Below are 26,621 nucleotides of genomic sequence, written 5' to 3'. Positions count from 1 at the left end.
TGGCGCGGGTTTTAGGACGAGACGCGACCAACCGCCAGCATGAATTGCCAAAGAATTTGGGAACGAAAAGGGCTGGAAAATCCGGCCCTCTTCCTCAGGCTCACAGCCCCATGGCGTTGATCATCTGATCCATGGTGCGCGACGGCTCGGCGCAGCCGGCTTCGCCAACGACCTTGGCGGGCACGCCTGCGACCGTCACGTTGTGCGGCACCGGTTTGACCACGACCGAGCCCGCCGCGATGCGCGCGCAATGGCCGATCTCGATATTGCCGAGGATCTTCGCGCCGGCCCCGATCAGGACGCCGTGGCGGATCTTCGGATGACGGTCCTCGTTCTCCTTGCCGGTGCCGCCGAGCGTGACGCCATGCAGGATCGAGACGTCGTCCTCGATCAGCGCAGTCTCACCGCAGACGAAGCCGGTGGCGTGGTCGAGGAAGATGCCGCGGCCGATGCGCGCGGCGGGATTGATGTCGGTCTGGAATACCGCAGACGCGCGACTCTGCAGATAATACGCAAAATCCTTGCGGCCCTTCAGATAGAGCCAATGCGCGAGGCGGTGGGTCTGGATGGCGTGAAAGCCCTTGAAATAGAGCAAGGGATCGATGAAGCGCGAGGTCGCGGGGTCGCGGTCATAGACGGCGACGAGATCGGCGCGGAACGCGTTGCCGAGATCGGGATCATCGCGTAGCGCCTCGTCGTAGGTCTGGCGCACGAGATCGCCCGACAGCGCGGAATGATCGAGCCGATCGGCGACACGATGGATGACAGCATCTTCCAGGCGGCTGTGATGCAGCACCGTCGAATAGATGAAGGTCGCAAGCTCCGGCTCGCGATGGACGATGTCCTCCGCTTCGCCGCGGATCCGATCCCAGATCGGATCGAGCGTTGCGAGCTTTCCTCCCGGATTGACCTGATGCACTGCCATGAGATCTGCTCTTTCGAATTGGCTCGTTTCGATGGTTCTATAACACAGTCTAGGCGACAAAGTCCTGACGGGCTTGCCTGAGAGTGAACAGTGCGTTGCCCAGCGGGGGCATGCCAACGCGTTGAATCACAACAGTTTCTTCCGACACCCCGGGCGGCAAGGTCGGCTCAAAATGGTCAGGGTTTCGCCAAATTCAAGCCGGGCGGCGTCAAACTATTGGTGAATTCCGCCTCAACCGTGATTGCGGGCATGGTCCGAGTGAGGACGGAGCGGATTTGACCATCACCACCGATCATTTGCGCGCGGGCACCGCGGGCTCACTCTGGCTGCGGCTCGCCGCGGTCGCCCTACCGCTCCTGTTGATCGCGCCGGCGTTCTGGAACGGCTATCCGCTGTTGCAATGGGATACCGGAGGCTATCTGGCGCGCTGGTACGAGGGCTATCTCGTCCCGAGCCGCTCCACGGTGTTCGGCATCTATCTGCACTATGGCGAGAGTTCTGGATTCTGGATCAACCTCGCGGCCCAGGCGCTGGCGACGCTGTGGCTGTTGCAGCTCACCTTGCGCGTGCTCTCGATGATGCAGACGTTCCGCTTCGTCGCGATCAGCCTGCTTCTGATCCTGTCGACTGCGCTGCCCTGGCTTGCGAGCATGTTGCTCACCGACATCTTTGCAGGCCTGTCGGTGCTGTCGCTATTCCTGCTGGTCATCGGTGGACAGCGGACCTCCGCGCTCGAAAAGATCACGCTGTTCCTGTTCACCGCCTTTGCCGCTGCGACCCACAGCGCCACGCTCGGCGTGCTGCTCGGTCTCTGCGTTGCCGGCTGGATCATGCGGCCATTCCTGCGCGCGCGTCTGCCCGTCGCAGGACTGGCGCAGGCGAGCCTGACCATCGTCGTGGGCGGGCTGATGCTGGTGTCAGCCAACCATGCGCTGTCAGGCAAATGGGCCTGGACCCCCGGCGGCACGGGCGTCGCCTTCGGCCGCATGATGCAGGACGGCATCGTTGCGCGTTATCTCAACGACCATTGCCCGCGCGAAAAGCTCAAGCTGTGCCCCTATCGCGACCAATTGCCGGCGACCGCCGATGAATTTCTGTGGGGCAAGAGCATGTTCAACACGCTTGGCCGCTTCGAGGGCATGAACGACGAAATGGGCATCATCGTCGTGGGTTCGCTCGCCGACTATCCGGCCTGGCAGGCCGGCGCGGCGTTGCGGGCGCTGGGCCAGCAATTGCTGCATGTGGCGACCGGCGAAGGCACCAATGGCTGGATCCCGCACACCCGTGGCATCATCGAACGCTATATCCCCTCGCAGGCCGCGCCGATGCGCGCCGCGCGCCAGCAGCACTGGGGCGTCGATTTCGACTATGTCAATTGGCTGCACGTGCCCGTCGCGCTGGCCTCGATGCTGGCGCTTGTCGCGCTGCTTGCGCATGCCCTCGCGATCCGCCGGCTCGACGACCTGACGCTGCTGGCGGCAACCGTGACGCTGGCGCTGCTCGGCAACGCCTTCATCTGCGGCGTGATCTCGGGCCCGCACGACCGCTACGGCGCGCGGATGGCGTGGGTCGCGACCTTCACCGTGCTAATGGCGCTGGCACGTCGTCTTGGGGAAGACAGTAAAGCGCGGTGAGATTGGGGTGAAGCGCTATCGCGCTCCAGTTCTTGGAACGAATTCGTCGCCCTCGTCTCCTTGAAAATTCGACCATGTCGGGTTGCCCGACTGCCGACTTGAACGCTGCCGCGACAACGTCGAATGGCTTCGAGCCCCTAAGGCTGAAACGCTCGACCTCGACTTTAGCGATTGTCATTGGTCCTCCGTAACTGCTGCAAGCTGTGCATCCAGTCGCCATGTCGAGTTGGGTAATGTCATTCTCCGGATGCCTGGCTCAAAATGGTCGAGCGGAAGCGTGCGGGCTCCCGGCGCCAAAGCGCCGGGAGCGGCACCGTCACTTCGCGAGGGCGGCTTTTTCGATCACCTCAGCGACCTGCTTCGCATGGACGACGAGCGAGGCATGGCTGCCGGCGACTTCCGTCGTCTGAGCATGGATCCTGGCTGCGAACGACTTCTGGGCCTCGGGCGCGAGGACTTTGTCCTTCGTGCTGATGACGTAGAAATTCGGCTTGTCATGCCAGGCCGCAACGTCGACCGGAGCTTCGAACGCAACGTGGTTCAGCGGAAGCTGCGAGTTGGCCAGGTGCGCGGCGATCTCCGGAGGAAGGTCAGCCGCGACGGCTGACGGAAACACCTTTGGATCGATGTACAGATTGCCCTTCGCATCGGGGTGGATCGCCTTGCCGCCTTCGGTCGGCGGACCGGCCTTCGTCAGCGACGCCAGGGATTCACCGATCTCCGGCGCAAAGGCGGACACATAAACCAGCGCCGAAACCTTGGGATCGTTGCCGGCTTGCGTGATCACCACGCCGCCCCATGAGTGGCCGACCAGAACGGTCCTGCCGGCTTGCTTCGCGAGCGCCTGTTTGGTTGCATCGACGTCGGCGGCGAGCGAAGTGAGTGGATTTTCGACGAGCGTGACGTTGTAGCCTTTCTTCGTGAGAATATCGGCAACCGGCTGCCAGCTCGTCTGGTCTACAAAGGCGCCGTGCACGAGCACGATATTGTGGGCTGCCCCCTTGGGCAGTTCGGCGGAATGTACGGCTCCGACCAATGTCGTTCCGACCAGGAGGACGGTGGCGGCTGAGAGGAGAATAGTTCGCATTGTTTGTTCCTGTTGGCATGTCGGACGAAAACAGTCCGGGGAATGGAGAGGCGTTTCCAGCAAGGTCGCGGTTCTTCCATCTGCCGTTGGCGAAATGGTTGCCGCACGTCACGTCGGCCCGCCGTGGCATGACGTATTCCATGGACCTTATCGGACGATAGGGACCAATCGTCCGCGTCTTGTGTCCGATCGTCCATGGATCTAGTCTCGGTGGATGGATATACTTACCCAGGTGCTCGATCGGGTTCGTCTCGGCGGGACGCTGCTCTTTCACTTCGAGCTCGGCCATCCCTGGCATCTTGAGTTGCCGGCGCGCCCCTACGCCCTGTTTCACTATCTCAGCCAAGGTTCAGCGACCCTCGCGCTCGAACAGGGAGAGGAAATCCAGATCACCGGGGGCGATTTTGTCGTCATCACACGTGGCGAGCCCCATGTGTTTTATTCGGATCGCCGGGCCGAGCCTTTGCGCATCGTGGATATCGAACGGTCGTCGCCACGCCTCGGCTTCCTTCGCCACGGCAGCCGTGCAAAGCCGCTCTCGACCATGCTCTGCGGCAATTTCACGGTGTCGCGGCCGACGTTTGGCAGCGTGCTGGAGTTGCTTCCACCCGTGCTCTTGCTGAAGCCGACGTCGGACCGTGGTTGGCTTGAAGCCATCCTGCGCCGCATGATGAGCGAGTCCGCGCTCGAGCGTCCTGGCCAAGGCGTCGCGCTTTCACGACTGACGGAAGTGCTCTTCGTCGAGGTGCTGCGAAGCTGGATCGCGTCTCTCAGCCCCGGACAAGGCGGCTGGATCGGGGCCATTTCTGACCCCCATATCGGACCCGCGCTGAAGCTGATTCACGAAAGTCCGGAGCAGCTTTGGACGCTGAGCGACCTTGGCCGTCGCGTCGGGCTCGGCCGCTCGGCATTTTCGGCGCGCTTCACCAGGCTCGTGGGCCAGCCCATGCAACGTTATGTGATCGAACGCCGGATGACGGAGGCGGCGTTCCTGCTCGAAACCAGCGACGAGCCGATCGCACGGATTGCCAACCGGGTCGGTTACGAGACTGCAGCGGCGTTTTCGAAGTTGTTTCACCGGCACATTGGTCAGTCGCCCGGCCGTTACCGGGCTGCGCGACGCGCCGACGGAGGCCGTGCGCAATTGGACGGATCGGAATTGCAAGTATCCGATTGACCTGGATAAGGCTGTGGCTTCGAGCTGAGTCTCATATGCGCGCTTAGCGAACCCCGGTGCCTGCGTAGAGGAATGGACGGTTGCCCCGAAGGGAGTGGATGGCCCATTGTAACGAGACATTTCAGGATAGCTGAAACCGCCTCATCGCCTCAGCTCCTGCGTGAGAGGAAATCCAGCACGCCGGTCTTGTAGACCTTGTCGCCGACTGCGCGCATGTGATCGCGGTTCGGAATGTCGAGCACTTCCGAACCCGGGATGATCGCGCCGAGCGCGCTGGCCGATCCCGCGACGTCGTCGGTCGAGCCGACCGCGATCAGCACGGGCACGTCGATGCGTGCGGCCTGCTCTTTCGTCATGAGGTCGCGCGTGCCGCGCAGGCAGGCGGCCAGCGCCTTGCGGTCGGAACGGGTTTGGTCTGCAAAAGCACGAAAGGTGCGCCCGACGGGATCGGTGACGTCGTCGAGCGCGGGCGCTTCCAGCGCCTTCGCGACGTTCTCGCCCGGCCCGGTGCCGTCGATCAGGCCGCCGATGCCGATGCCGCCGAGGATTGCCGAACGCAGGCGCTGCGGCTCGTTGAGGGAGAGCCAGGCCGTCATCCGTCCGCCCATCGAATAGCCCATGAGATCGGCCTGCGGGATGGCAAGGTGATCCATCAGCGCGAGCACGTCGCCGGCCATGGTCGGGATCGAGTACTGCGCGGGCTCGTAGAGCTTGGCGCTTTCGCCATGGCCGCGATTGTCGAGCGCAATGACGCGGCGGCCGTTCTTGCGCAGCTCCGAGACCCAGGTCGGATAGACCCAGTTCACGTTCTTGCTGGAGGCAAAGCCGTGCACCAGGATGATCGGATCGCCCTCGCCTTCGTCGAGATAGGCAATTTCAACGGCGCCGTTGTGAAAGCTCGGCATCATCAGTTCCGCAATCTTGAGGGGAAGAGGTATCTTAGGCGGTGACGGCAGCGCTTGCCAGAACGGCTTCGGCAGCGATCCGGGCCTGGCGAAGTCGCCGCGCCCGCCTGCGATCGCACCAGGCCTGGGTCAGGCGCTCCGTGGTCGCCTTGATCGAGGACAACAGGCCGAACAGCGTCAAGGCCGCACCGAACAGCCAGAGTGCGAGATTGAACGCCCCGCCGATCAGCAGCAGCGCGCCGCGGCCGAGCAGCTTCAGGATCGCGCGCGTCTTGCCGCCCTGCGCTTCCGCGAGCCGCGCCGCGCGTGCGACGTCCTTCGGACCTTCGGCGATGCGCAAGCTATCCATCGCACCGCGCGTGCCGGTCTTCTCGACGACGCGCGTGACATCCTTGCCGAGCCGAACCAGCGCGCCGGCCTTCTCGGCGCGGAACGCGGCCTTGATCGCGCTCAAGGTCTGGCCCGGCCGCAGCACCGAGCCGGAGGCAACCGCGTTCTGGAGCATCGGCGTATCGACGACCTCGCGCGCGGACCGGCCGGCCCATGCCGCCAGTCCCTCGCCGAGCCGGCCCACCTTCCGCGCGTCCTTCACCAGCGTCAGCCCGGCGCGAACCGGCGCGGCACCGCCGACGGAGACGTAGGTCACGGCCGTGACCGCGAGACCCGCGGCCGCGAGGCCCAGCACCAGGCGATCGGTCTCCTCGCCCATGGCGAGGTGCTTGCCCTCGCGCACGACATCCCTGATGTCGCCGATGACGAAGAGATCGCCGGCCACGGTCCCCGACAGGCTCGCAACATCGTCCGCGTTGCCGGTGACGAGACCCGTGGCAAACCGTTTTGCGACATGCGAGGTGGAATTTTCGGCTTTGACCGCGTCGCTGACACGGCTCAGGAGGTCGTCAGGCAGCGCGATGTTGCGGTCGCGCGCCAGCGCGACAAAACTGTCGGCGAGATCGGCATCGCCCGACGCGAGCGCGGCCTCGATGTTGTCCTGAATCATGCGGTCATTGTGCCGCAGCAGCGCGTCGAGCTTGATCTCGGAGAGCGCGGCGGGATCGTCCTGGGCGGCCAGAATCGCCCCGGCCTCGCGGGCAGGCGGTGCTACCTGCGCGAGCATGAAGCCGCAAGCCACGATACCGGTCAACGCTGTGCTGATTCGCAACCACTTCATGCGGAGAGCCTGGACGGTCCTGAGATCGTTGACGCCTAACAGTTGGTCTTTCGTCGCAATTACGCTCGTCCACAGACATAGTATGCCAAAATTGCGACACAACGTCCCCGACGAAAGAAGGGCTTCTCTCAGGCCGCAAGATTGTGTCGAATTTGCATGAGCAAATGAGCATGGGGCATTGCGGAGCTTTCGGTTCCGCTGGACTAGCAATCATCCACACCCGCCAGTATGGTCCGCGGCGCCTTAATAATGCCGCGTCAGTCGTGATTGTGTCTGCCGCCATTGCCACTCCAGGATGAGTACGATGTCCGACCATGTCGTCCCGCACTTCCACAACGATGCCGGTGTCCCCGTCATCGAGATCGGCTCGCAAGAGTTCATGTGCGTGGGCGCCAACCCTCCGTTCGATCATCCGCACGTCTTCCTCGACCTCGGCAACGACAACGAGATCATCTGCCCCTACTGCTCGACGCTGTACCGTTTCGCCGCCGACCTGAAGGCGGGCGAAGCCCGTCCGCCGGAATGCGTCCTGAAGGACAAGGTGGCCTGATCGCTTCCATCGGTCAGGGGTGGCGCTCTCCCGAACGATTGTCATCGCCGGTGCCGGCATAGGTGGACTGACGGCTGCGCTTGCGCTCGCGGCACGCGGCTTCCGCATCGTCGTGCTGGAAAAGGCCGAGCGGCTCGAGGAAGTCGGCGCCGGTCTGCAACTTTCTCCCAATGCCAGCCGCGTGCTGGTCGAGCTCGGCCTTACCGAGCGCCTCAAGCTGCGCGCCGTGATCCCGGAGGCGGTCTCGATCATGAGCGCGCGGGCCGGCGGCGAGCTGTTGCGCATGCCGCTGGGAGAAGCCGCCGCCGCGCGCGCCGGCGCCCCCTATTGGGTGGTGCACCGCGCCGATTTGCAATCCGCACTCGCCGGCGCAGTCTCCGACCATCCCGATATCGACCTGAAACTCGGCGCGACCTTCGAAGACGTCGCGCCTCACGCCAAGGGGCTGACGGTCGTCCATCGCAGCGGCACGATCCGGCGCAGCGATCTCGCCAGTGCGCTGATCGGCGCCGACGGCATCTGGTCGACGGTGCGCCAGCATCTGTTTCCCGAGGTGCAGCCGCACTTCTCGGGGCTGATCGCCTGGCGCGGCACGCTAGATGCCACGCAGCTGCCGAAGGACTACACCGCGCGCCGGGTCCAGCTCTGGATGGGCCCGAACGCCCATCTCGTCGCCTACCCGATCGCGGGCGGACGCCAGATCAACGTGGTCGCGGTGCTGCCGGGCACCTGGAATAGACCGGGCTGGAGCACGCCCGGCGATCCCCGCGAGGTGATGGACGCCTTCGCCGCGCCGCGCTGGCCGCCAGCGGCGCGCATGATGCTCGCCACGGTCGATAGCTGGCGGAAATGGGCGCTGTTCGGCGTCCCTGACAACTGCCCCTGGAGCAACGGCCCGGTCGCGCTGCTCGGCGACGCCGTGCATGCGATGCTGCCGTTTGCAGCCCAGGGCGCCGGCATGGCGATCGAGGACGCCGCGGTGCTCGCGCAGCATTTGAGCCTTGAGGTCGCCGAGAGCACCGCTGGCATCACAGCTGCGCTGAGACAATACGGCCGTACGCGCCAGGCGCGCGTGCGGCGGGTGCAGCGGACCGCGCGGCAGCAGGGCCGCATCTATCATTTCACTGGGCCGCTCGCGTTCGCGCGCGATCTTGCGGTGCGCGCCCTCGGCCCGGAACGCATGCTGGCACGGCAGGACTGGATTTACGGCTGGCGACCCTGATGCGAGGCGCCGGTTTCAGCGCACTGCTCTTGTCGATTTCGGGGCAGGCTTGATCGGGCCAGGATTGGCTGCGGGCGCCGGCGCAGCGGCGGGCGTCGCCTCGGGGGGCGTTTCCCGGCACTTGTTGCGGCGCCAAGCGTCATCGGCCATCTGCGCGTGCCCGCGCACCGCGACGTAGTCATTGCGATAGGCAAGCTCCGACACGACGGCGCCGCCCGCGCCGGTCTGTGCCTTGTCCATCAGCCTCTGTAAATCAGCGGTGCGGTTAGCGAGCCCCTTGCGCTCGGCTTCGAGCAGCTTGCAATCGTACAATTCGTACCTGGCAGGATCGGCAAAGGCCGGAGCGACCGTCTCGCTGATGCCTGCGCAGCCGGACAGTGCGAAGCCGGCCGCGAGCAGCGCGACGGCCACGCAGCACGTGCGCAGGCGATATCGGATCAAAGCAGCCATGCCGGATGAATAGTCCCCGTGGATTGAGAATGCCTAAAGCAACAACAGATGTCCGGATTGAGGCTTTGCCTTGTGCGGCCGGCTCGCCTAAGGAAGAACCGCCCCTCCGGCCTGCAAACGCCAATTCCAGACGGCCGGCAAGGGACTTAAGTGATTGATCTCGTTGGATCAAGCGGGCATGGCGGAATTGGTAGACGCAAGGGACTTAAAATCCCTCGGTGCGCAAGCGCTGTGCCGGTTCGACCCCGGCTGCCCGCACCACGAGAGACGCGCGGACGATCCCGCCGATCGCCGCGGCCCCGAGCGCTGATACCTCGTCAATGTTGTCCGCTCCTGCACCGCCTGCCAGCTATCCCGAAACGTCGCTTGTGCAACGCAGCATTGAAGATAGACAGGGGCCTCAAATCAGAGGTGAGCTGCTTGTCCGACGTCAATGCCGACGATTGGGTGTCCTCGGGACACCGGCCGATGGGTTTCCCCGAATTCGTCATCGTGATCGCGTCGATCATGGCGCTGAATCCGCTTGCGATGGACATGATGCTCCCGGCGCTGCCCAACATCGGGTCGGCCTTCAATATCCCCGTCGCCAACCATCTTCAGCTGGTGCTGTCGACCTTCCTGATCGGCTTTGGCGCGGGGCAGTTCGTCATGGGTCCGCTTTCGGATCGCTTCGGCCGCCGCCCGGTGCTGCTCGGCGGGATGGCGGTCTATGCGGTGGCGAGCGTGCTGGCGATCGCCGCGCCGTCGTTCGAGACGCTGCTGCTGGCGCGCGCACTGCAGGGCTTCGGCACCTCGGCGACGCGCGTGATCGCGACCTCGATCGTGCGCGACTGTTACGTCGGCCGCCGCATGGCGAGCGTGATGTCGCTTGCGATGATGATCTTCATCGCCGTCCCCGTGATCGCCCCCTCGTTCGGACAGGCGGTGCTACTGGTGACGCAATGGCGCGGCATCTTCGTCGTGCTGATGCTCTACGGCCTGCTCGCGCTTGCGTGGTCCGTGCTGCGGCTTCCAGAGACCCTGCCTGAGAGCGAACGCAGGTCGCTCGCGCCGGCCGACGTGCTCACGGCCTACTGGCAGACCGTGACCCATCGCCAAACCCTCGGCTACGCGCTCGCCGCCGGAAGCGTCATGGGTGCGCTGTTCGCCTACGTGTTTTCGGCCCAGCAGGTTTTTGTCGGCATCTATCACCTCGGCCATTATTTTCCGCTCGCCTTCGCCGCGATCGCAGCCGGCACCGCCATTGCCGGCTTTCTCAATGCGCGATTCGTCGGGACCCTCGGCATGCGCGTGATCTCGCACGGCGCGCTGACGCTCTACACCGCGGTGGCCGGCGTGATGCTGCTGACCGAAAGCCTCGGCGCGTTGCCGCTTCCCCTGTTCATGGTGCTCTCGGCGCTGATGATGTTCTCGTTCGGCATGATGGTCGCCAACTTCACCGCACTCGCCATGGAGCCGCAGGGCCACATCGCCGGCACGGCGTCCTCGCTCTACGGCTCGATCACCACGCTTATCGGCATCGTCGTCGGCATGGCGATCGGACAAAGCTTCGACGGCACGCTGCTGCCGTTCTCGGTCGGCTTCTTCGTGTCGTCACTCGCCGCGCTCGCGATCGTGCTGGTGGTGGAGAGAGGACGGCTGTTCAAGCCGCATCATCGCGCCATCGGGTGAGGAACTTCGCGGCGCTCTCGATGTTGTACTGCAACAATCTGAAAAGGCGCTTCAATGGAACCGAAACCCCGTAAAGACCACGACGCCACGGAGCGGGCGAAGACGGAACGCACGCCGTCGAGCGTTGAAAAGACCGCCGTCACCGTGCCATTCGCGAGTGAAGGGCTCGAGCGGGTCCGCGACAGCCACTGTTGAGCAACACGTCTATTCCGTTGCGCGCCTGTTGGCGCTGAAATCGTCCGCAACGCCCTCGGGTGCCGCGCGGCCTTCACGGGGCGGCACCATCAGCACAACCACGTCCCGCGTGAGACCGGGCCGGCCCCATAGCTGCGCCTGTACGACAAATTCCCGCCTGACGAAGTGCCCGGCCCGCCCGGCCACCCCGTCCATCCACCGGCTGCAATCATCCTGATCGCGGAAACAGAGCGCGGCCCAGCCGCGGTCCAGCGTCGTCTTGCGCGGCAAGCCTCCGGGAGATTGATCCTCGAACGGCTGGGCGTAGTGCGGGTGGTCCGGGCTGTAGAAGGCCATCGCGAAGGCCAGCGCATCGTCGCCGCTAACGGCGGCGAGCGGCTCGCCCGTCAGTTCGCGCCACTCGCGAGTCAATTCGCTGGCGGCCTGCGCGTAGAAATTGCGCCCCTCTTCGTAACCGTGATCGTTGCGATAGACGGCATGGATCGGCGCGGCGACGAGGACGGCCGTGAGCGCGACGCCGGCCACGACCAAGGTGAGGTTGACGGTGTAAAAGCGCTCGATCGGGTAATTTGTGCCGCAGACCACGAGAATGGCGAACAGGAACAACCCCTGCAACGCCCACAGCGACGGCAGATCGGTGCCGATCACGAGCGAGATCAGAACCGGCAGCGCAATCGTGCCGACGGCAACGTAAAAGAGGAGCCGCAGGCCCGGATTCATCGCCGCGAAATCGTCCGGAAACTGCTTCAGCCGCGTGCCGGCGATCAACATCCAGGCGGCGGATGACACACTGATGGCCGCCAACAGCCCCAGAAGGAAGTTCCTGGCCTCCCCGAGCGAGCTCGCCGCAGTGCCGTTGGCATGGTTCAGCGCGTAGGTGAAGGTCGGCGCCCCGGTCGTGGCGAGCCAGTGAACATGCGGTGACAGCGCCGCAAGCCCGACGACGACCGAGATCCAGGGCGAGGCGGAAGTGAAATAGGCGCGACGCGCCGGATGCGCCAGCGCGGCAAACGTGAAGCTCGCGACAAGGAAGATCGAATAATATTTGCCGGCCATGGCCAGCGCCGTCGTGAATCCCACGGCGATCGCCCACGACGCCGCGCGGGTCTCGAATGCGCGGACGAAGCACCAAGTCGCCAGCGGCCAGACGGCCAGCAGCACCGCATTGGCATTGAAGCGCTGGGCATGGAACTGATAGGCCGGCGTCAGCATCAGGAGCAACAGCACCAGGACGCGCTTGTGCCCCGTCACGAATTGCCGCGCGATCCGGTCGACGAAGACCAGCGCAAGCCCGGCATTGGCCATCGCCATCAATTGCAGCGACCAGTCAGTGAGCGGAAAAATGGCGCTCCAGCTCGCGGCAACCCAGCCGGTCAAGGGCGGATGCTTGGGATAGCCCCACGCGAAATGCCGCCCCAGCGTCCAGGCCTCCAGCGTATCGGGGTGCAGACCGCCGCCGGCATAGGCGACCGCTAGATAAAGTGTCCAGATCGCGACGAAGCCCGCGATGAGAAGCGGCACCGCCCAGCCCGTCTCGACGCCATCGAGCCAACGCAGGAATGGCCGGCGCCATCGTGCCGGCGTGCGATCGGACCGTTCGGCCATCGCCTGGAATGCAAAATCGATCGGCACTGGAATCAAATGGAGGAAGGAAGGTGATGCGCAAGGACGGCACATCTAGTTCAGGACGGAAACAAATAGCAATGATTGGAAACTGGAAAAGCTTGAATTCTCCGCCTTCTCAGCCGGCGCAAGGTCGACAACAGACCAAGATCGACAAACGACAACGGCGCCGCTGATGACAGCGGCGCCGCAGGATGATCCGGACGAAAGGAAGAGCCTTCGCCCTACTCCGACTTGTCGACGTTCCAGAACAGCGGGGTCGCGGGACCGTCGAGCACGCCGGTCAGCGATTTGCGCCAGCCGCTCGGCAGGAGATACTGCCCCAGCGGGATGTAGATCACCTGCTCATAGGCTTCCTTCTGGATGTCAGCGGAGATCTTCTTCTGATCGTCGAGCGAGGCGGCGCGAACGAAGTCGTCCTTGAGCTTTTCGATCTTGGCGTTCTCGGCCCAGCCAAACCAGCCCTTCTTGCCCTGACCGCCGATCGAGAGATTGGCGATCGGGTTGGAGACGTCGGCCGCGACCCAGTTGGTGAAGAACATGTTCCAGCCGCCCTCCTTCGGAGGCTTCTGGCTGGCGCGGCGGCTCACCACCGTCTGCCAATCGGTCGCTTGCAGGTCGACCTTGAAGCCAGCCTCGCGCAGCAGCTGAGCCGCAACGATCGGCTGTGCCTTCAGCGTCGTGACATCGCCGGGGGCCATGATCACGATCGGGGTGCCGTCATAGCCGGATTCGGCGAGCGCCTTCTTGGCTTCGGCCATGCCGTTGCCCTTCACGAGGGTCTCGGCACCGGCCTCGGTCGCGAACGGCGTATCGCACACGAAGAAGGCGCCACAGACCTTCTGATATTTGGCGTTGCCGACGAGCGCGTCGAGAACGTCCTTCTGGTTTATCGCCAGAAAGGCAGCACGGCGCACTTTGACATTATCGAACGGCGGATAAAGGAAGTTCATCCGGCCGAGCGTCTGGAAACCGAACTTGTTCGAGACCTCGATCGTGATCTCCTTGTTCGCTTCCAGCAACGGGAGCATGTCGTAAGGCAGATTTTCCACGAAATCGATGTCGCCCGACTGCAACGCGTTCACCGCGGTCTGCGAGTCCGGCATGGTGATCCACTCGACGCGGTCGACCTTCACCACCTTGCCGCCGGAGGTCCAGCTCGACGGCTCCTTGCGTGGCACGTAGTCGGTGTTCTTGACGTAGACCGCCTTCACGCCCGGCTGGAATTCCGACTGCACGAACTTGAAAGGACCCGAGCCGATCTGCTCGGGGATCTGCTTGTCCGGCGGCGTCTCGGCGAGGCGCTTCGGCATCATGAAGGCAACGCGGGAGGACGGCTTGCCGATCGAGTCGAGCACGAGGCCGTAGGGCTCCTTCAGCTTCAGCGTGATGGTCTTGGCATCGGTCGCCTCGATGCTCGCGGTGAAGTCGAAAAGTTTCTGGCCCATGCCGTCGACTGCGCCCCAGCGCTTGAGCGAGGCAACGCAGTCCTCCGCCGTCACCGGCGCACCGTCATGCCACTTCAGGCCGTCGCGCAGCGTGAACGTGTAGGTGAGCTTGTCGTCGGAGATCTTCCAGTCCGCCATCTGCGGCTGGATCTTGAAGTTCGAATCGGGCGCCACGAGCGTGTCGTAGATCATGTAGCCATGGTCGCGCGTGATGTAGGCCGTGGTGAAGATCGGATCGATGATGCGCAGATCCGAATGCATCACCGCCGTGATGGTCTTGCCGGCCGCAAGCACCGGCGAGGCCAGTGCGGTCGAAAGCGCGACGACCGACAGCGCAAGTTTGGAGGCGAACGCGCGAGGCCCCCGGCGCATCAACTTAAACATAAAAAGTTCTCCTGACGTGAAACTGTTCAAAGGCAGGTTATTGATTGAGCATCCGGTTCGTTCTTTAGGCGAACTAACCTCATGCAATGCCTTTATCTTTTCGAGACTTGCAGACAGTGCCGAGCGCGTCAATCCGGTTTCGCTGCAAGCCCAAGCAGCGCGCGCACGGGCTCCGCACGGATCGGTTTGGCTCTACAACGCTCTCCGCCTGCCCTGCCCCGCGCCAATGCAATGCGCGTTCCATGTTCCGAAGCCCAAGAGACATTGGAGAGACATTGAGATGAATCCAGCCAATCTTCCCTTCGATTCCGAAGCGATGCTCCAGGGTCTGCGCGGCTGGGTGGAATGCGAAAGCCCGACCTGGGACGCGAGCGCCGTGAACCGCATGCTCGATATCGCAGCGCGGGAGATGGCGATCATGGGTGCGACGATCGAGCGCATCGCCGGTCGCCAGGGCTTCGGCGGCGTGATCCGCGCCCGCTTTCCGCATCCGAAGCAAGGCGAGCCCGGCATCCTGATTGCCGGACACATGGATACCGTCCACCCCACGGGCACCATCGAGAAGCTGAAATGGCGGCGCGAGGGCAGCAAGTGCTACGGACCCGGCATCTATGACATGAAGGGCGGCAATTATCTTTCGCTGGAAGCGATCCGCCAACTGGCCCGCGCCTCGTTCACGACGCCGCTGCCGATCACCGTGCTGTTCACGCCCGACGAGGAAGTCGGCACACCCTCCACGCGCGATATCATCGAGGCGGAAGCCGCGCGCAACAAATACGTGCTGGTCCCCGAGCCCGGCCGCGCTGACAACGGCGTCACCACCGGACGTTACGCCATTGCGCGTTTCAATCTCGAGGCGACCGGCCGGCCCAGCCACGCCGGCGCCACCTTGTCGGCGGGCCGCTCTGCTATCCGCGAGATGGCGCGGCAAATCCTCGCCATCGACGCGATGACGGGCGAAGACTGTACGTTTTCGGTCGGCGTGGTGCACGGGGGGCAATGGGTCAATTGCGTTGCCACGACCGCCACCGGCGAAGCGCTTTCGATGGCCAAGCGCCAGGCCGACCTCGATCGCGGCGTCGAGAGGATGCTGGCGCTCTCCGGTACAACCAATGATGTCACCTTCAAGGTGACGCGCGGCGTGACACGTCCGGTCTGGGAGCCCGATGCCGGCACCATGGCGCTTTACGAAAAGGCGCGCGGGATCGCCAAATCGCTCGGCGCAGAACTGCCGCATGCGAGCGCCGGCGGCGGCTCCGACGGCAATTTCACCGGCGCAATGGGCATCCCGACTCTCGACGGCCTGGGCGTGCGTGGCGGCAACGGCCACACGCTCGAAGAGTATATCGAGGTCGAAAGTCTGGTCGAACGCGGCCGGCTGATGGCGGGGCTGCTCGCGACTCTGGAGTGATGGCGCGAGCCACGGCACCAAAAGGGGGTGAGATCACCAAAACAAGGTGACCGCACTGCAAAAACCGTGGCCCGGATGGCATGGGAATTGCTGAAATGTTAGGCTGGTGGCAGAACGCAGCCTTCAGCCGCTGCCTCTGATTTGACTCTAATCTGACGGGATCCAACTTGCTCGGATATCTCCTTCGCCGAATTCTCGCCGCCGTGCCCGTGATGGGCGTGGTGGCGCTGTTCGTCTTCCTCCTGCTCCGCCTCACCCCCGGCGATCCCGCCGCGATTCTTGCCGGCGACAACGCCACGCCGGAGCGGCTCGAGCGCATCCGCACCTCGCTCGGTCTCAACGAGCCGCTGATCGTGCAGTTCATCACCTGGCTGAACAAGCTGCTGCATGGCGATCTCGGAACGTCGCTCATCTCCAACCTTCCGGTGATGAAGATGATCGGCCAGCGGGTCGAGCCGTCGATCTCGATCGCGTTGTCGACCATCATCCTCGCGGTCATCGTCGCCGTTCCCCTCGGTGTAATCGCTGCCTGGAAGCACGGCACCTGGATCGACCGCTTCGTGATGGGCCTGTCCGTGCTCGGCTTCTCGGTGCCGGTGTTCGTGGTCGGCTACATCCTGATCGAGGTCTTCGCGATCGACCTGCGCTGGGTGCCGGTCCAGGGCTTCCGCAGCATCTCGAACGGGTTTGGGCCGTTCTTCGAGCGCATCATCCTGCCAACCTGTGCGCTGTCCTTTATCTACATCGCTTTGATCGCGCGCATGACGCGCGCGGCGATGCTCGACGTGCTCGGCGAGGACTACGTCCGCACCGCGCGCGCAAAAGGCATCAACGAAGTCGCCGTGATGATGCGCCATGCGCTGCGCAACGCCGCCGTGCCCGTGATCACGGTGATCGGTACCGGCTTTGCGCTTTTGATCTCCGGGGTCGTCGTCACCGAGAGCGTGTTCAACATCCCCGGCATCGGCCGCCTCACGGTGGATGCGGTGCTGGCGCGCGACTATCCGGTGATCCAGGCGATGATTTTGCTGACGTCCTTGATCTATGTCGTCGTCAATCTTCTGATCGACGTCGCCTACACGCTGCTCGATCCCCGGATCCGGTACTAGGGCTAAGGATAACAACGAAAAATGTCGGTCGATACCCTTCCCCAGTCGTCCATCCCGATCACGTCGCCGCTGCGGCCGCGCTTCGGATTCCTGACCTCGACGCCGATCATCGCGGCGGCGACCATCTGCCTGGCGTTGGTTGTGCTGATCTCGATCCTGGCGCCCTTGATCGCGCCGTATGATCCGATCCAGCTTGCGCCCTCGCAGCGGCTGAAGCCCTCTTCGGCGCAATTCCTGCTCGGCACCGACGCCTATGGCCGCGACCTGCTGTCGCGCGTCATGTATGGCGGACGCATCTCGCTTCTGATCGGCATCGGCTCGGCGATCATGTCGATCGTCATTGGGTTGGCGATCGGCCTGGTCTCCGGTTTCTTCAAGCTGGTCGATTCCGTCATGATGCGGATCATGGACGGCCTGATGGCAATGCCGAGCATCCTGCTGGCAATCGCCGTGGTGTCGCTGTCCGGCGCCAGCCTCTGGACCGTGCTGATCGCAATCACGATCCCTGAAGTTCCGCGCGTGGCACGCCTGGTGCGCTCGGTCGTACTGTCGGCGCGCGAAGAGCCCTATGTTGAAGCAGCGATCTCGGTCGGCTCATCCCTGCCAAAGATCATGTGGCGGCATTTGATGCCGAACACGATCGCGCCTCTGATCGTGCAGGGTAGTTATGTCTGCGCGTCCGCGATCCTCACCGAGGCCATCCTCTCCTTCCTCGGCGCCGGCATCTCGCCGGAAACGCCGACCTGGGGCAACATCATGGCCGAGGGTCGTCAGTACTTCCAGCTCAAGCCGACGCTGATCTTCTGGCCGGGCCTGCTGCTCTCGATCGCGATCCTCAGCATTAATTTGATCGGCGATGCCGCCCGCGACGCACTCGATCCGCGCATGAAGCAGCGGGAAGGCAAATGATGACCGATCAAGTGATGACCAGCCCGATCCTCGACATCAACAACCTCGTCGTCTCCGTCGGCAAGAAGCCGAATGCCGCAAACATCATCGACGGCATCTCGATCCAGGTGCACGAGCGCGAGACGCTGTGCCTCGTCGGCGAAAGCGGCTCGGGCAAGTCGGTGACCTCGCTGACCACGATGGGTCTGCTGCCGAAGGGCACGCTGATTCCGACCGGCGGCAGCGTCAAGCTGGTCGGCGAGGAGATTCTCACCGCGACCGACCGCCGCCTGCGGCAGCTCCGCGCGACCCGGATGGCGATGATCTTCCAGGAGCCGATGACGGCACTCAATCCGGTGATGCCGGTTGGCCGCCAGATCGACGAAGTCCTGCGCGCGCACACCAAACTCGATGCGAAGGCGCGCAAGAAGCGTATCCTCGACATGATGGAGCAGGTGCGCCTGCCCCAGGTCGAGCGTATCTTTTCCTCCTACCCTCACCGACTCTCCGGCGGTCAGCGCCAGCGCATCATGATCGCGATGGCACTCGTGCTCGAACCGAAGCTGCTCATCGCGGACGAACCGACCACCGCGCTCGACGTCACAACGCAGAAGCAGATTTTGACCCTGATCCGCGACCTCCAGCGCGATCACGGAACCGCCGTGCTGTTCATTACCCATGACATGGGCGTGGTCGCCGAAATCGCGGACCGCGTCGCGGTGATGCGGCAGGGCCGACTGGTGGAGACCGGAACGCTGGATTCCATCCTGCGCAATCCGACCATGGAATACACCCGCAACCTGCTCTCCGCGGTGCCGAGCCTGGTGCCGCGCGCGGCGCGGCCTGAGACCAGGGAACCGGTGGTGCTGGAGGCCAACGAACTCGGCAAGGTCTATCGCGAGCGCGCGTTCTTCGGTAAAGGCCGCGAAGTCGTCGCCGCCGACAAGGTCACGCTGACGCTGCGCAAGGGCCGCACGCTCGGCATCGTCGGCGAGAGCGGCTCGGGCAAATCGACCGTGGCGCGCTGCATCGTCCGCCTGATCGACCCGACCTCCGGCGGCGTGCGCCTCTCCGGCCGCGAGATCTCGGACATTTCGCGGCGGCTGTTGCAGCCGCATCGCAAGAAGATCCAGATCGTGTTCCAGGACCCCTACCGCTCGCTCAACCCGCGCGTCACCGTCGGCGAAAGCATTGCGGAAGGCCCGATCAATTACGGCGTGTCGCATGCCGACGCAATGAAGCGTGCCCGCGAATTGCTGGAGCTGGTCGGCCTGCCCGCCGATGCGGTCGCGCGCTATCCGCACCAGTTCTCCGGCGGCCAGCGTCAGCGCATTGCGATCGCCCGCGCGCTCGCGCTCGATCCCGACGTGCTGGTCGCGGACGAGGCGGTCTCCGCCCTCGACGTGTCCGTGCAGGCCCAGGTGCTGGACCTGTTCGACGAGATCCAGACGCGGCTCGGCATCGCCATCCTGTTCATCACTCACGATCTGCGCGTCGCAGCGCAGATCTGCGACGAGGTCGTGGTGATGCAGCACGGCCGCGTCGTCGAGCAGGGCCCGGCCGCCGAAGTGCTGACGCATCCGAAGGAAGCCTACACCAGAGCCTTGCTCGAGGCAGCGCCAGGCCGCGGCTGGGATTTTGCGAACTTCCGGCCGGTGACCGAGGGCGTGGCGGCTAGCGCCTAGTCACTCTCCTCGTCATTGCGAGCGCAGCGAAGCAATCCAGACTGTCCCCGCGGAGGGATTCTGGATTGCTTCGCTTCGCTCGCAATGACGGCGGTTGCGACAAGCATTCCCAAAACGGCTTGACGCCATGCATGGCGCGATTGCTTCCCGGCTTGCTCTCGCCGCAAGCACAGGGCTAACGTCGCGCACTTTCAATTGCTGGACTTGAGTTGATGACACGCATCGCCGTCGGCGGCTTCCTGCACGAGACCAACACCTTCGCTCCGACGAAGGCGACTTTCGCGGATTTCCAGCACGGCGGCGGCTGGCCGGCAATGACGCAAGGTCCCGACGTGCTGAAGGTGATGCGCCGAATCAATGTCGGCCTAGCCGGTTTCGTCGACAGCGCCGAGGCCAACGGCTGGGAACTCGTTCCGACAATTGCCTGCGGCGCGAGCCCCTCGGCGCACGTCACCAGGGACGCCTTCGAGCGCATCGTCAAAGCGATGCTCGACGGAATCGCAGCCGCCGGCCCGACCGACGCCGTCTATCTCGATCTGCACGGCGCGATGGTCACGGAACATCTCGACGACGGCGAAGGCGAGATCCTGGCGCGCGTGCGCCGCGTCATCGGCAAGGACATTCCGCTGGTCACTAGCCTGGATCTCCACGCCAACGTCACCCCCGAGATGATGGAGCATGCGGACGCGCTGATCGCCTACCGCACCTATCCCCATGTCGACATGGCCGAGACCGGCCGCGCCTGCGCGCAACATCTCGCATTGCTGCTGAAGACAAAGCAGCGTTTCGCAAAAGCCTTCCGGCAATTGCCGTTCCTGATCCCGATCAGCTGGCAGTGCACCAACGACCAGCCCACCAAGGGCATCTACGAAAAGCTTGCCGCGCTGGAGAGCGATGCGGTTCCGACATTGTCCTTCGCACCCGGCTTCCCCGCCGCCGATTTCCGCGATTGCGGGCCGAGCGTGTTCGCCTATGGCAAGACGCAAGCCGATGCCGATCGCGCGGCGGATGCGATCGTGAAGCTGATCGAAAGCCACGAGGACGATTTCGACGGCAAGATCTGGTCACCCGATGACGGCGTGCGCCACGCGATGGAACTCTCGAAGGGCGCGAGCAAGCCGATCATCATCGCCGACACCCAGGACAATCCCGGCGCCGGCGGCGATTCCGACACCACCGGAATGCTACGAGCGCTGGTCCGCAACAAGGCCAGCGCCGCGACCGGTGCGATCTACGATCCGGCATCGGCCAAGGCCGCGCATGCAGCCGGCGTCGGCGCTACCGTGACGCTGTCGCTCGGCGGCAAGTCCGGCATTCCCGGCGACGAGCCCTATCGTGAGACCTTCGTCGTTGAAAAGCTCTCCGACGGCCGCTTCATCGCGCCCGGGCCCTACTATGGCGGCCGCGAGATGGAGATGGGCCCGTCCGCCTGCCTTCGCATCGGCGACGTCCGAATCGTCGTCTCCTCGCACAAGGCGCAGCTCGCCGATCAGGCCATGTACCGCTATGTCGGCATCGAGCCGACCGAAGAGAAGATTTTGGTCAACAAGAGCTCGGTGCACTTCCGTGCGGATTTCGAGCCGATCGCGGAAAAGCTGATGATCTGCGCTGCCCCCGGCGCGATGCCGGCCGACACAGCCACGCTGCCATGGACACGCCTGCGGCCGGGCATCCGCATCAAGCCGAACGGCCCGGTTTTCACTCCCTCCTCACGCTAACTGGACAGAACACATGCCCACGATCGACCGCATCGACGGCTATGCCGACGAACTCACCGCTATCAGGCGCGACCTCCACGCCCATCCGGAAATCGGCTTCGAGGAAGTGCGCACCTCCGGCATCGTCGCCGACAAGCTGAAGAGCTGGGGCATCGAGGTGCATCGCGGTCTCGGCGGCACCGGCGTGATCGGCGTCATCAAGGGCAAGGGGTCGAGCGGCAAGCGCATCGGGCTTCGCGCCGACATGGACGCGCTGCCAATGGAGGAGAACACCAATCTGAAATGGAGTTCGAAAATCCCGGGCCGCTTCCACGGCTGTGGCCATGACGGCCACACCACCATGCTGCTCGGCACCGCGCGCTACCTCGCCGAGACCAAGAACTTCGACGGTACCGTACACCTGATCTTCCAGCCGGCCGAGGAAGGCCTCGGCGGCGCCCGCGCGATGATCAAGGACGGGCTGTTCGAGAAGTTTCCCTGCGACGAGCTCTACGGCCTGCACAATGCGCCGGACCTCAACCACGGCGAGATCGCGATCCTGCCCGGCCCTGCGATGGCCAGCGCCGACTTCTTCGACCTCCGCATCACCGGCTACGGCGCGCACGGCGCGATGCCCGAACGCTCCAAGGACGCTGTGATCATCGCGACCACGCTGGCGCAGGCGATCCAGACCATCGTCAGCCGCAACGTCGAGCCGCTGCAGGCCGCAGTCGTCTCGATCACGCAGATCCACGCCGGCTCGGCGTACAACGTCATCCCCGGCGAAGCGCATCTTTGCGGCACCATCCGCACTTTCTCGAAAGAAGTCCGCACCCTGATCAGCGAACGCATTCGCACGATCTGCGCCGGCATCGCGAGCGCCTATCAGTGCGTGATCGACGTCAACATCCGCGACACCTTCGATGTGCTGGTCAACCAGGTCGAGCAGTCCAAGGTGGTCGAAGACGTCGCGCGCACCATCGTCGACCCCGCCAACGTGATCACCCGCGCCCAGCCGAAGATGGGCAGCGAAGATTTTGCCGACATGCTGCAAACCATTCCCGGCGCCTATTTCTGGGTCGGCCACGACGGCTCGGTGCCCGTGCACAATCCCGGCTTCGTGCTCGACGACAAGATCCTGCCGATCGGTGCCAGCATGTTCGCCCGGATCATCGAGACCCGGATGCCGGTGGGTGCCCATGCATAAAAAGAGCGTCGAAGAGGACGTCACCTCGCTGCACGATCTCTCCGCGGTCGATCTAATCGCGGGCTATCGCGCCAAGCAGTTCTCGCCGAGCGAGGTGCTGGAAGACGTGCTCGCGCACGTCGCAGCTTGGGAGCCGCACCTCAACGCGCTTTATGCATTCGATCCCGACGGCGCGCGCGAGGCCGCGAAGGCCTCGACCGCGCGCTGGTCGGGGGGCGAGCCGTCCGGCGCGCTCGACGGTGTGCCCGTGACGGTGAAGGACAACATCGCGACCAAGGGCGTGCCGGTGCCGCTGGGCGCCGCCAGCGTCAAGCTGGTGCCGGCCGAGAAGGACGCACCACCGGCCGCGCGCCTGCGCGAGGCCGGTGCGATCATCTTCGCCAAGACCACGATGCCCGATTACGGCATGCTGTCCTCGGGGCTGTCCTCTTTCCATGCGCTCGCGCGTAATCCCTGGGACCTCTCCAAAAATCCCGGCGGCTCCAGCGCTGGCGCGGGCGCAGCTGCGGCAGCCGGCTATGGCCCGCTGCATCTCGGGACCGATATCGGCGGCTCGGTCCGCCTGCCCGCGGGCTGGTGCGGCCTCGTCGGACTGAAGCCGAGCTTTGGACGCGTGCCGATCGATCCCGCCTATGTCGGCCGCGTCGCCGGTCCTATGACCCGCACCGTCGACGATTGCGCGCTGATGATGAGCGCGATCGCAAAACCCGACCGGCGCGACGGCACGAGCCTGCCCGCGGAGCCCCTCAACTGGAAGGGGCCGGAGAAATCCCCACGCAAACTCCGCATCGGACTGATGCTCGATCCTGGCGTTGGCCTGGCGCTGGAGAAACCGGTGCGCGAGGTCGCGGTGAAGGCGGCGAAAGCGTTCGAATCCGCAGGCGCCGTCGTCACCGAGGTCGACGGCATCCTCACGCGCGAGATGCTCGACGGCCTCGACAACTTTTGGCGCGCACGGATGTGGGATGATCTGTCGAAGCTGACGCCCGCCGAACAGGCAAAGGTGCTGCCCTACATTTTCAAGTGGGGCGAGTCTGGCGCGAAGCTCTCGGGTGTCGACGTTATCCGTGGCTTCAACCAGACTATGGCAATCCGCGCCGCGGCATCGAAGCTGTTCTGCGAACTCGACTATGTGATCTCGCCGACCGCGCCGAACGTGAACTATCCGGCGGAGTGGGCCTCGCCGACCAACGATCCCATGAAGCCTTTCGAGCATATCGCCTATACCGTTCCGTGGAATATGTCGGAAAATCCGGCGATCTCCATCAACGGCGGCTTCGACGCCAAGGGTTTTCCCATCGGCGTGCAGATCGTCGGCCGCCGCTTCGACGATATCGGCGTACTCGGCATGGCCAAGGCGTTCGAGAGCCTGCGCGGGCCGCAGAAGCCCTGGCCCAGCCCGCCGGCGAAGTAGAGCTTGGCCACCACACGCCCAGTCCGCGCAAGACGGACGCTGGCAGCCATGCATGACGTCTCTTCGAGACAGAATTCAGGACAGGGAAGGAAACCACCATGGCGTATGAGACGATCAAATACGAGGTCGCCGAGCAGATCCTCACCATCACGCTGAACCGGCCCGACAAGCTCAACGCCTTCAACGCGCAGATGCAAGCCGAACTGATCGACGCGTTCGACGCCGCCGACAAGGACGACGACGTCCGCGCCATCATCGTCACAGGCGCCGGCCGCGGTTTTTGCGCGGGCGCAGACCTTTCATCTGGTGCCGACACCTTTGATCGCGACGCACGGCGCGGGCCCGTAAAACGCTTCGCCGACGGCAAGGTCGACTACAGTGATTCCCAGGTGCGCGACGGCGGCGGCCAGGTGACACTGCGCATCTTCAAATGCCTGAAGCCGGTGATTGCCGCGGTCAACGGCCCGGCGGTCGGCATCGGCGTCACCATGCAGCTCGCGATGGACATCCGCATCGCGTCCGATGCCGCGCGGTTCGGCTTCGTGTTCTCCCAGCGCGGCATCGTGCCGGAAGCTGCCTCGAGCTGGTTCCTGCCGCGCATCGTCGGCATCTCGCAGGCGCTGGAATGGTGCTATTCGGGCCGCGTCTTCCCGGCGCAGGAAGCCCTCGCCGGTCGCCTCGTCAGCAAGGTCGTAGCCCCTGATGATCTGCTGCCGACCGCCCGCGCGCTCGCCAAGGAATTCGCGGCGAAGACGGCGCCCGTGTCAGTGGCGCTGATCCGCCAGATGATGTGGCGCATGATGGGCGCCGACGATCCGATGGAGGCCCACAAGGTCGACAGCCGTGGCATCTACGCCCGCGGCCGCTCGGACGATGTGAAGGAAGGCGTGGTGTCGTTCCTGGAAAAGCGCCCTGCGCAGTTCAAGAACAAGGTATCGAGCGACATGCCGGATTATTTCCCGTGGTGGACAGAGCGGGAATACAAGTAGGGCATCGTAGGGTGGGCAAAGCGAAGCGTGCCCACCATTCTTGTCACGGTTGCCGATAAATGGTGGGCACGGCGCTCACGCGCCTTTGCCCACCCTACGGCACTGTCACTCCATCACCAACGCCACGCGCCCGATCGCCTTGCGGTCGATCAGCAACCGCATCGCCTTCGCAACCTCCTCCAGCGGCAGGCGGTGCGAGACGTTGGGCCGCAGCTTGCCCTCCTCGGCCCATTGGAGCAGCGCCTTCAGCCTGACCTCACCGAGCGCGGGATTTTTGCGTACCGCTTCGCCCGCTCGCACGCCGAGCACGCTGGCGCCTTTGATCAGCAAGAGATTGGTTTTCGCCGAGCCGATGCCGCCGGTGAAGCCGATCACCAGCAGCCGTGCGCCCCAAGCGATGCAACGCATCGAATTCTCGAACACTTCGCCGCCGACGGGATCGAACACGACGTCGGCACCTCGACCGTCGGTGATACGTTTGACGGCATCACGAAACGGCTCGCGGTCGTAGCGCACGAGATGATCGGCGCCCCGCGCCTTGGCGATCGCAAGCTTTTCGTCGCTGGAGGCCGTCGCAATCACGGTCGCGCCCAGCATCTTGCCGATCTCGACGGCAGCAAGGCCCACGCCCCCGCCGGCGCCGTGCACCAGCAGCACCTCGCCCGGCGCAACCCGGCCGCGGTCGATCAGCGCGTGATAGGCGGTGCCGTGCCCGGCGAGATAGGTCGCGGCTTCCGCATAGTCGAACGTCGATGGCATCGGCGTGAGCTGCGACGGCATCACCACTGCTTCATCGGCGAAGGCGCCGTGCCGCATCTTGACGATGACCTTGTCGCCGACGGCGACGCCGCTCGCCTCTGCGCCGACCTCGGTCACGTCGCCGGCCGCCTCCATTCCCGGCGTAAACGGCAGCTCCGGCTTGAGCTGGTACTCGCCGGCCGCCATCAGCACGTCTGGAAAATTCAACCCAGCCGCACGGATCGCGACGCGCACTTCGCCCGGCTTCAGGGCGCGCGACGGAAACTCTTCAAGCTGCAATTTTTCGGGCGCGCCGAGCGCGCGGCAAACGACAGCCCGCACCATCAGGCCGCGCTCGCCTTGCCGCGCAGCAGTGCCTCGCGGATCAACGGTAGGCGGTCGTTGCCGAAATACATGTCGGTCTTGCCGACGAAGATCGTCGGCGAGCCAAAGCCGCCGCGGGCGACGACTTCTTCGGTGTTGGCCTTGAGCTGATCCTTGATTCCCTGCCCGGAAATGCCCGCGAAGAATTTCTGCTCATCGACGCCGACCTTCCTGCAGATCTCGGCGAGCACTGCGTCCTGCGAGATGTCCTTGTCCTCGCCCCAATAGGCCTCGAACACGGCCGTCGCAAACGGCACCATGTCTTTGCCGAGCCAGATGCAGCCGCGCATCGCTTTGACGCTGTTCACCGGGAATACCGTCGGCGGCATCTTGATCGCCAGGCCGGCCGAGCGCGACCAGTCCGCAAGGTCCTTTTTCATGTAGCGCGCCTTCAGCGGCACCGGTGTCTCACGTTGCGCATAGACACTTGGGTTGACCGTATTGAAGATGCCGCCCACCAGGATCGGCCGCCAGATGATCTCCGCGCCAACCTCCCTGGCCAGCGGCTGGATGTTGTGGAAGGCGAGATAGGTCCAAGGGCTGGAACAGTCGAAGAAGAATTCGATCATGGCGTTTCCGATCCGGCGCCGCCGGTTTCAAGGCGACTTTTGTTGTTCTGTACCTCGACGTTAAGACATGGCAGGAAGGGGCGCAATC

At 64.4% G+C, this 26,621-nt stretch carries 22 protein-coding genes and 1 tRNA gene; 14 read left to right on the top strand and 9 right to left on the bottom strand.

What is annotated here, in order from left to right:
- Positions 1-100: 100 nt before the first annotated feature.
- Complete coding sequence (gene cysE, locus ABIB91_RS01230; protein WP_007602549.1) at positions 101-925, bottom strand: serine O-acetyltransferase; 825 nt, start codon at positions 923-925, stop codon at positions 101-103.
- Between the two features lie 275 nt (positions 926-1,200).
- On the opposite strand from cysE, the gene ABIB91_RS01225 reads away from it, so the two are divergent.
- Positions 1,201-2,559, top strand: a complete 1,359-nt coding sequence (locus ABIB91_RS01225) for a hypothetical protein (RefSeq protein ID WP_354158964.1) — start codon at positions 1,201-1,203, stop codon at positions 2,557-2,559.
- Between the two features lie 316 nt (positions 2,560-2,875).
- Here ABIB91_RS01225 and ABIB91_RS01220 read toward each other — a convergent pair whose 3' ends face one another.
- Complete coding sequence (locus ABIB91_RS01220; protein ID WP_354158966.1) at positions 2,876-3,646, bottom strand: alpha/beta fold hydrolase; 771 nt, start codon at positions 3,644-3,646, stop codon at positions 2,876-2,878.
- 214 nt (positions 3,647-3,860) lie between these two features.
- Here ABIB91_RS01220 and ABIB91_RS01215 point away from each other — a divergent pair, with 214 nt between their 5' ends.
- Positions 3,861-4,823, top strand: coding sequence for an AraC family transcriptional regulator (locus tag ABIB91_RS01215; RefSeq protein WP_007602546.1), 963 nt, complete (start codon positions 3,861-3,863; stop codon positions 4,821-4,823).
- A gap of 149 nt (positions 4,824-4,972) precedes the next feature.
- On the opposite strand, the gene ABIB91_RS01210 is transcribed toward ABIB91_RS01215, so the two are convergent.
- On the bottom strand, positions 4,973-5,728 hold the full coding sequence (locus ABIB91_RS01210) for an alpha/beta fold hydrolase (protein ID WP_354158969.1): 756 nt from the start codon (positions 5,726-5,728) through the stop codon (positions 4,973-4,975).
- A gap of 34 nt (positions 5,729-5,762) precedes the next feature.
- Complete coding sequence (locus ABIB91_RS01205) at positions 5,763-6,899, bottom strand: hypothetical protein (protein ID WP_007602544.1); 1,137 nt, start codon at positions 6,897-6,899, stop codon at positions 5,763-5,765.
- Positions 6,900-7,203: 304 nt separating this feature from the next.
- Here ABIB91_RS01205 and ABIB91_RS01200 point away from each other — a divergent pair, with 304 nt between their 5' ends.
- Both ABIB91_RS01200 and ABIB91_RS01195 read left to right on the top strand, forming a co-directional pair.
- Positions 7,204-7,449 carry a zinc-finger domain-containing protein gene (locus ABIB91_RS01200; protein WP_007602543.1) on the top strand — a complete coding sequence of 82 codons (246 nt, stop codon included), beginning with the start codon at positions 7,204-7,206 and terminating at the stop codon, positions 7,447-7,449.
- 19 nt (positions 7,450-7,468) lie between these two features.
- The gene (locus tag ABIB91_RS01195; RefSeq protein ID WP_354158972.1) at positions 7,469-8,671 is read left to right on the top strand and encodes an FAD-dependent monooxygenase; all 1,203 of its coding nucleotides are present in this window, start codon (positions 7,469-7,471) and stop codon (positions 8,669-8,671) included.
- Between the two features lie 15 nt (positions 8,672-8,686).
- Here ABIB91_RS01195 and ABIB91_RS01190 read toward each other — a convergent pair whose 3' ends face one another.
- Entirely contained in the window at positions 8,687-9,121 is a 435-nt protein-coding gene (locus tag ABIB91_RS01190) for a hypothetical protein (RefSeq protein WP_007602541.1), read from the bottom strand.
- Between the two features lie 172 nt (positions 9,122-9,293).
- Here ABIB91_RS01190 and ABIB91_RS01185 point away from each other — a divergent pair.
- A tRNA-Leu gene (locus tag ABIB91_RS01185) sits at positions 9,294-9,382 on the top strand.
- Between the two features lie 159 nt (positions 9,383-9,541).
- Positions 9,542-10,792 (top strand): multidrug effflux MFS transporter, encoded by a 1,251-nt coding sequence (locus ABIB91_RS01180; RefSeq protein ID WP_007602540.1) that lies wholly within the window; start codon positions 9,542-9,544, stop codon positions 10,790-10,792.
- Positions 10,793-10,996: 204 nt separating this feature from the next.
- Here ABIB91_RS01180 and ABIB91_RS01175 read toward each other — a convergent pair whose 3' ends face one another.
- Complete coding sequence (locus ABIB91_RS01175) at positions 10,997-12,592, bottom strand: glycosyltransferase family 39 protein (protein ID WP_354159297.1); 1,596 nt, start codon at positions 12,590-12,592, stop codon at positions 10,997-10,999.
- Positions 12,593-12,834: 242 nt separating this feature from the next.
- Positions 12,835-14,442 (bottom strand): ABC transporter substrate-binding protein, encoded by a 1,608-nt coding sequence (locus ABIB91_RS01170; RefSeq protein WP_354158975.1) that lies wholly within the window; start codon positions 14,440-14,442, stop codon positions 12,835-12,837.
- A gap of 280 nt (positions 14,443-14,722) precedes the next feature.
- Between ABIB91_RS01170 and ABIB91_RS01165 the strand changes: the two genes are divergently transcribed.
- The 8 genes from ABIB91_RS01165 to ABIB91_RS01130 all read left to right on the top strand — a co-directional run bounded on the left by ABIB91_RS01165 (position 14,723) and on the right by ABIB91_RS01130 (position 24,842).
- The gene (locus ABIB91_RS01165) at positions 14,723-15,853 is read left to right on the top strand and encodes a M20/M25/M40 family metallo-hydrolase (RefSeq protein ID WP_354158977.1); all 1,131 of its coding nucleotides are present in this window, start codon (positions 14,723-14,725) and stop codon (positions 15,851-15,853) included.
- 167 nt (positions 15,854-16,020) lie between these two features.
- Positions 16,021-16,962, top strand: a complete 942-nt coding sequence (locus ABIB91_RS01160; RefSeq protein WP_007602533.1) for an ABC transporter permease — start codon at positions 16,021-16,023, stop codon at positions 16,960-16,962.
- A gap of 21 nt (positions 16,963-16,983) precedes the next feature.
- A complete protein-coding gene (locus ABIB91_RS01155; protein WP_007602531.1) occupies positions 16,984-17,871 on the top strand; it encodes an ABC transporter permease in 888 nt (295 codons plus the stop codon).
- 14 nt (positions 17,872-17,885) lie between these two features.
- Positions 17,886-19,535, top strand: a complete 1,650-nt coding sequence (locus ABIB91_RS01150; RefSeq protein WP_354159299.1) for an ABC transporter ATP-binding protein — start codon at positions 17,886-17,888, stop codon at positions 19,533-19,535.
- A gap of 212 nt (positions 19,536-19,747) precedes the next feature.
- Positions 19,748-21,253 (top strand): M81 family metallopeptidase, encoded by a 1,506-nt coding sequence (locus ABIB91_RS01145; protein WP_354158980.1) that lies wholly within the window; start codon positions 19,748-19,750, stop codon positions 21,251-21,253.
- 13 nt (positions 21,254-21,266) lie between these two features.
- On the top strand, positions 21,267-22,439 hold the full coding sequence (locus ABIB91_RS01140; protein ID WP_354158982.1) for a M20 aminoacylase family protein: 1,173 nt from the start codon (positions 21,267-21,269) through the stop codon (positions 22,437-22,439).
- Entirely contained in the window at positions 22,432-23,853 is a 1,422-nt protein-coding gene (locus tag ABIB91_RS01135) for an amidase (protein WP_354158984.1), read from the top strand. The genes ABIB91_RS01140 and ABIB91_RS01135 overlap by 8 nt, the downstream gene beginning before the upstream one ends.
- Before the next feature lie 98 nt (positions 23,854-23,951).
- Positions 23,952-24,842, top strand: coding sequence for a crotonase/enoyl-CoA hydratase family protein (locus ABIB91_RS01130; protein WP_354158986.1), 891 nt, complete (start codon positions 23,952-23,954; stop codon positions 24,840-24,842).
- A gap of 105 nt (positions 24,843-24,947) precedes the next feature.
- On the opposite strand, the gene ABIB91_RS01125 is transcribed toward ABIB91_RS01130, so the two are convergent.
- A complete protein-coding gene (locus ABIB91_RS01125) occupies positions 24,948-25,925 on the bottom strand; it encodes an NADPH:quinone oxidoreductase family protein (RefSeq protein WP_354158988.1) in 978 nt (325 codons plus the stop codon).
- On the bottom strand, positions 25,925-26,533 hold the full coding sequence (locus ABIB91_RS01120; protein ID WP_354158990.1) for a 2-hydroxychromene-2-carboxylate isomerase: 609 nt from the start codon (positions 26,531-26,533) through the stop codon (positions 25,925-25,927). Before ABIB91_RS01120 ends, ABIB91_RS01125 begins: the two co-directional genes overlap by 1 nt.
- Between the last annotated feature and the right edge of the window lie 88 nt (positions 26,534-26,621).

It is taken from the genome of Bradyrhizobium sp. JR4.3 (assembly GCF_040547695.1).
Taxonomy (GTDB): Bacteria; Pseudomonadota; Alphaproteobacteria; order Rhizobiales; family Xanthobacteraceae; genus Bradyrhizobium; species Bradyrhizobium canariense.
This window is presented reverse-complemented; position numbering and strand designations above follow the sequence as displayed.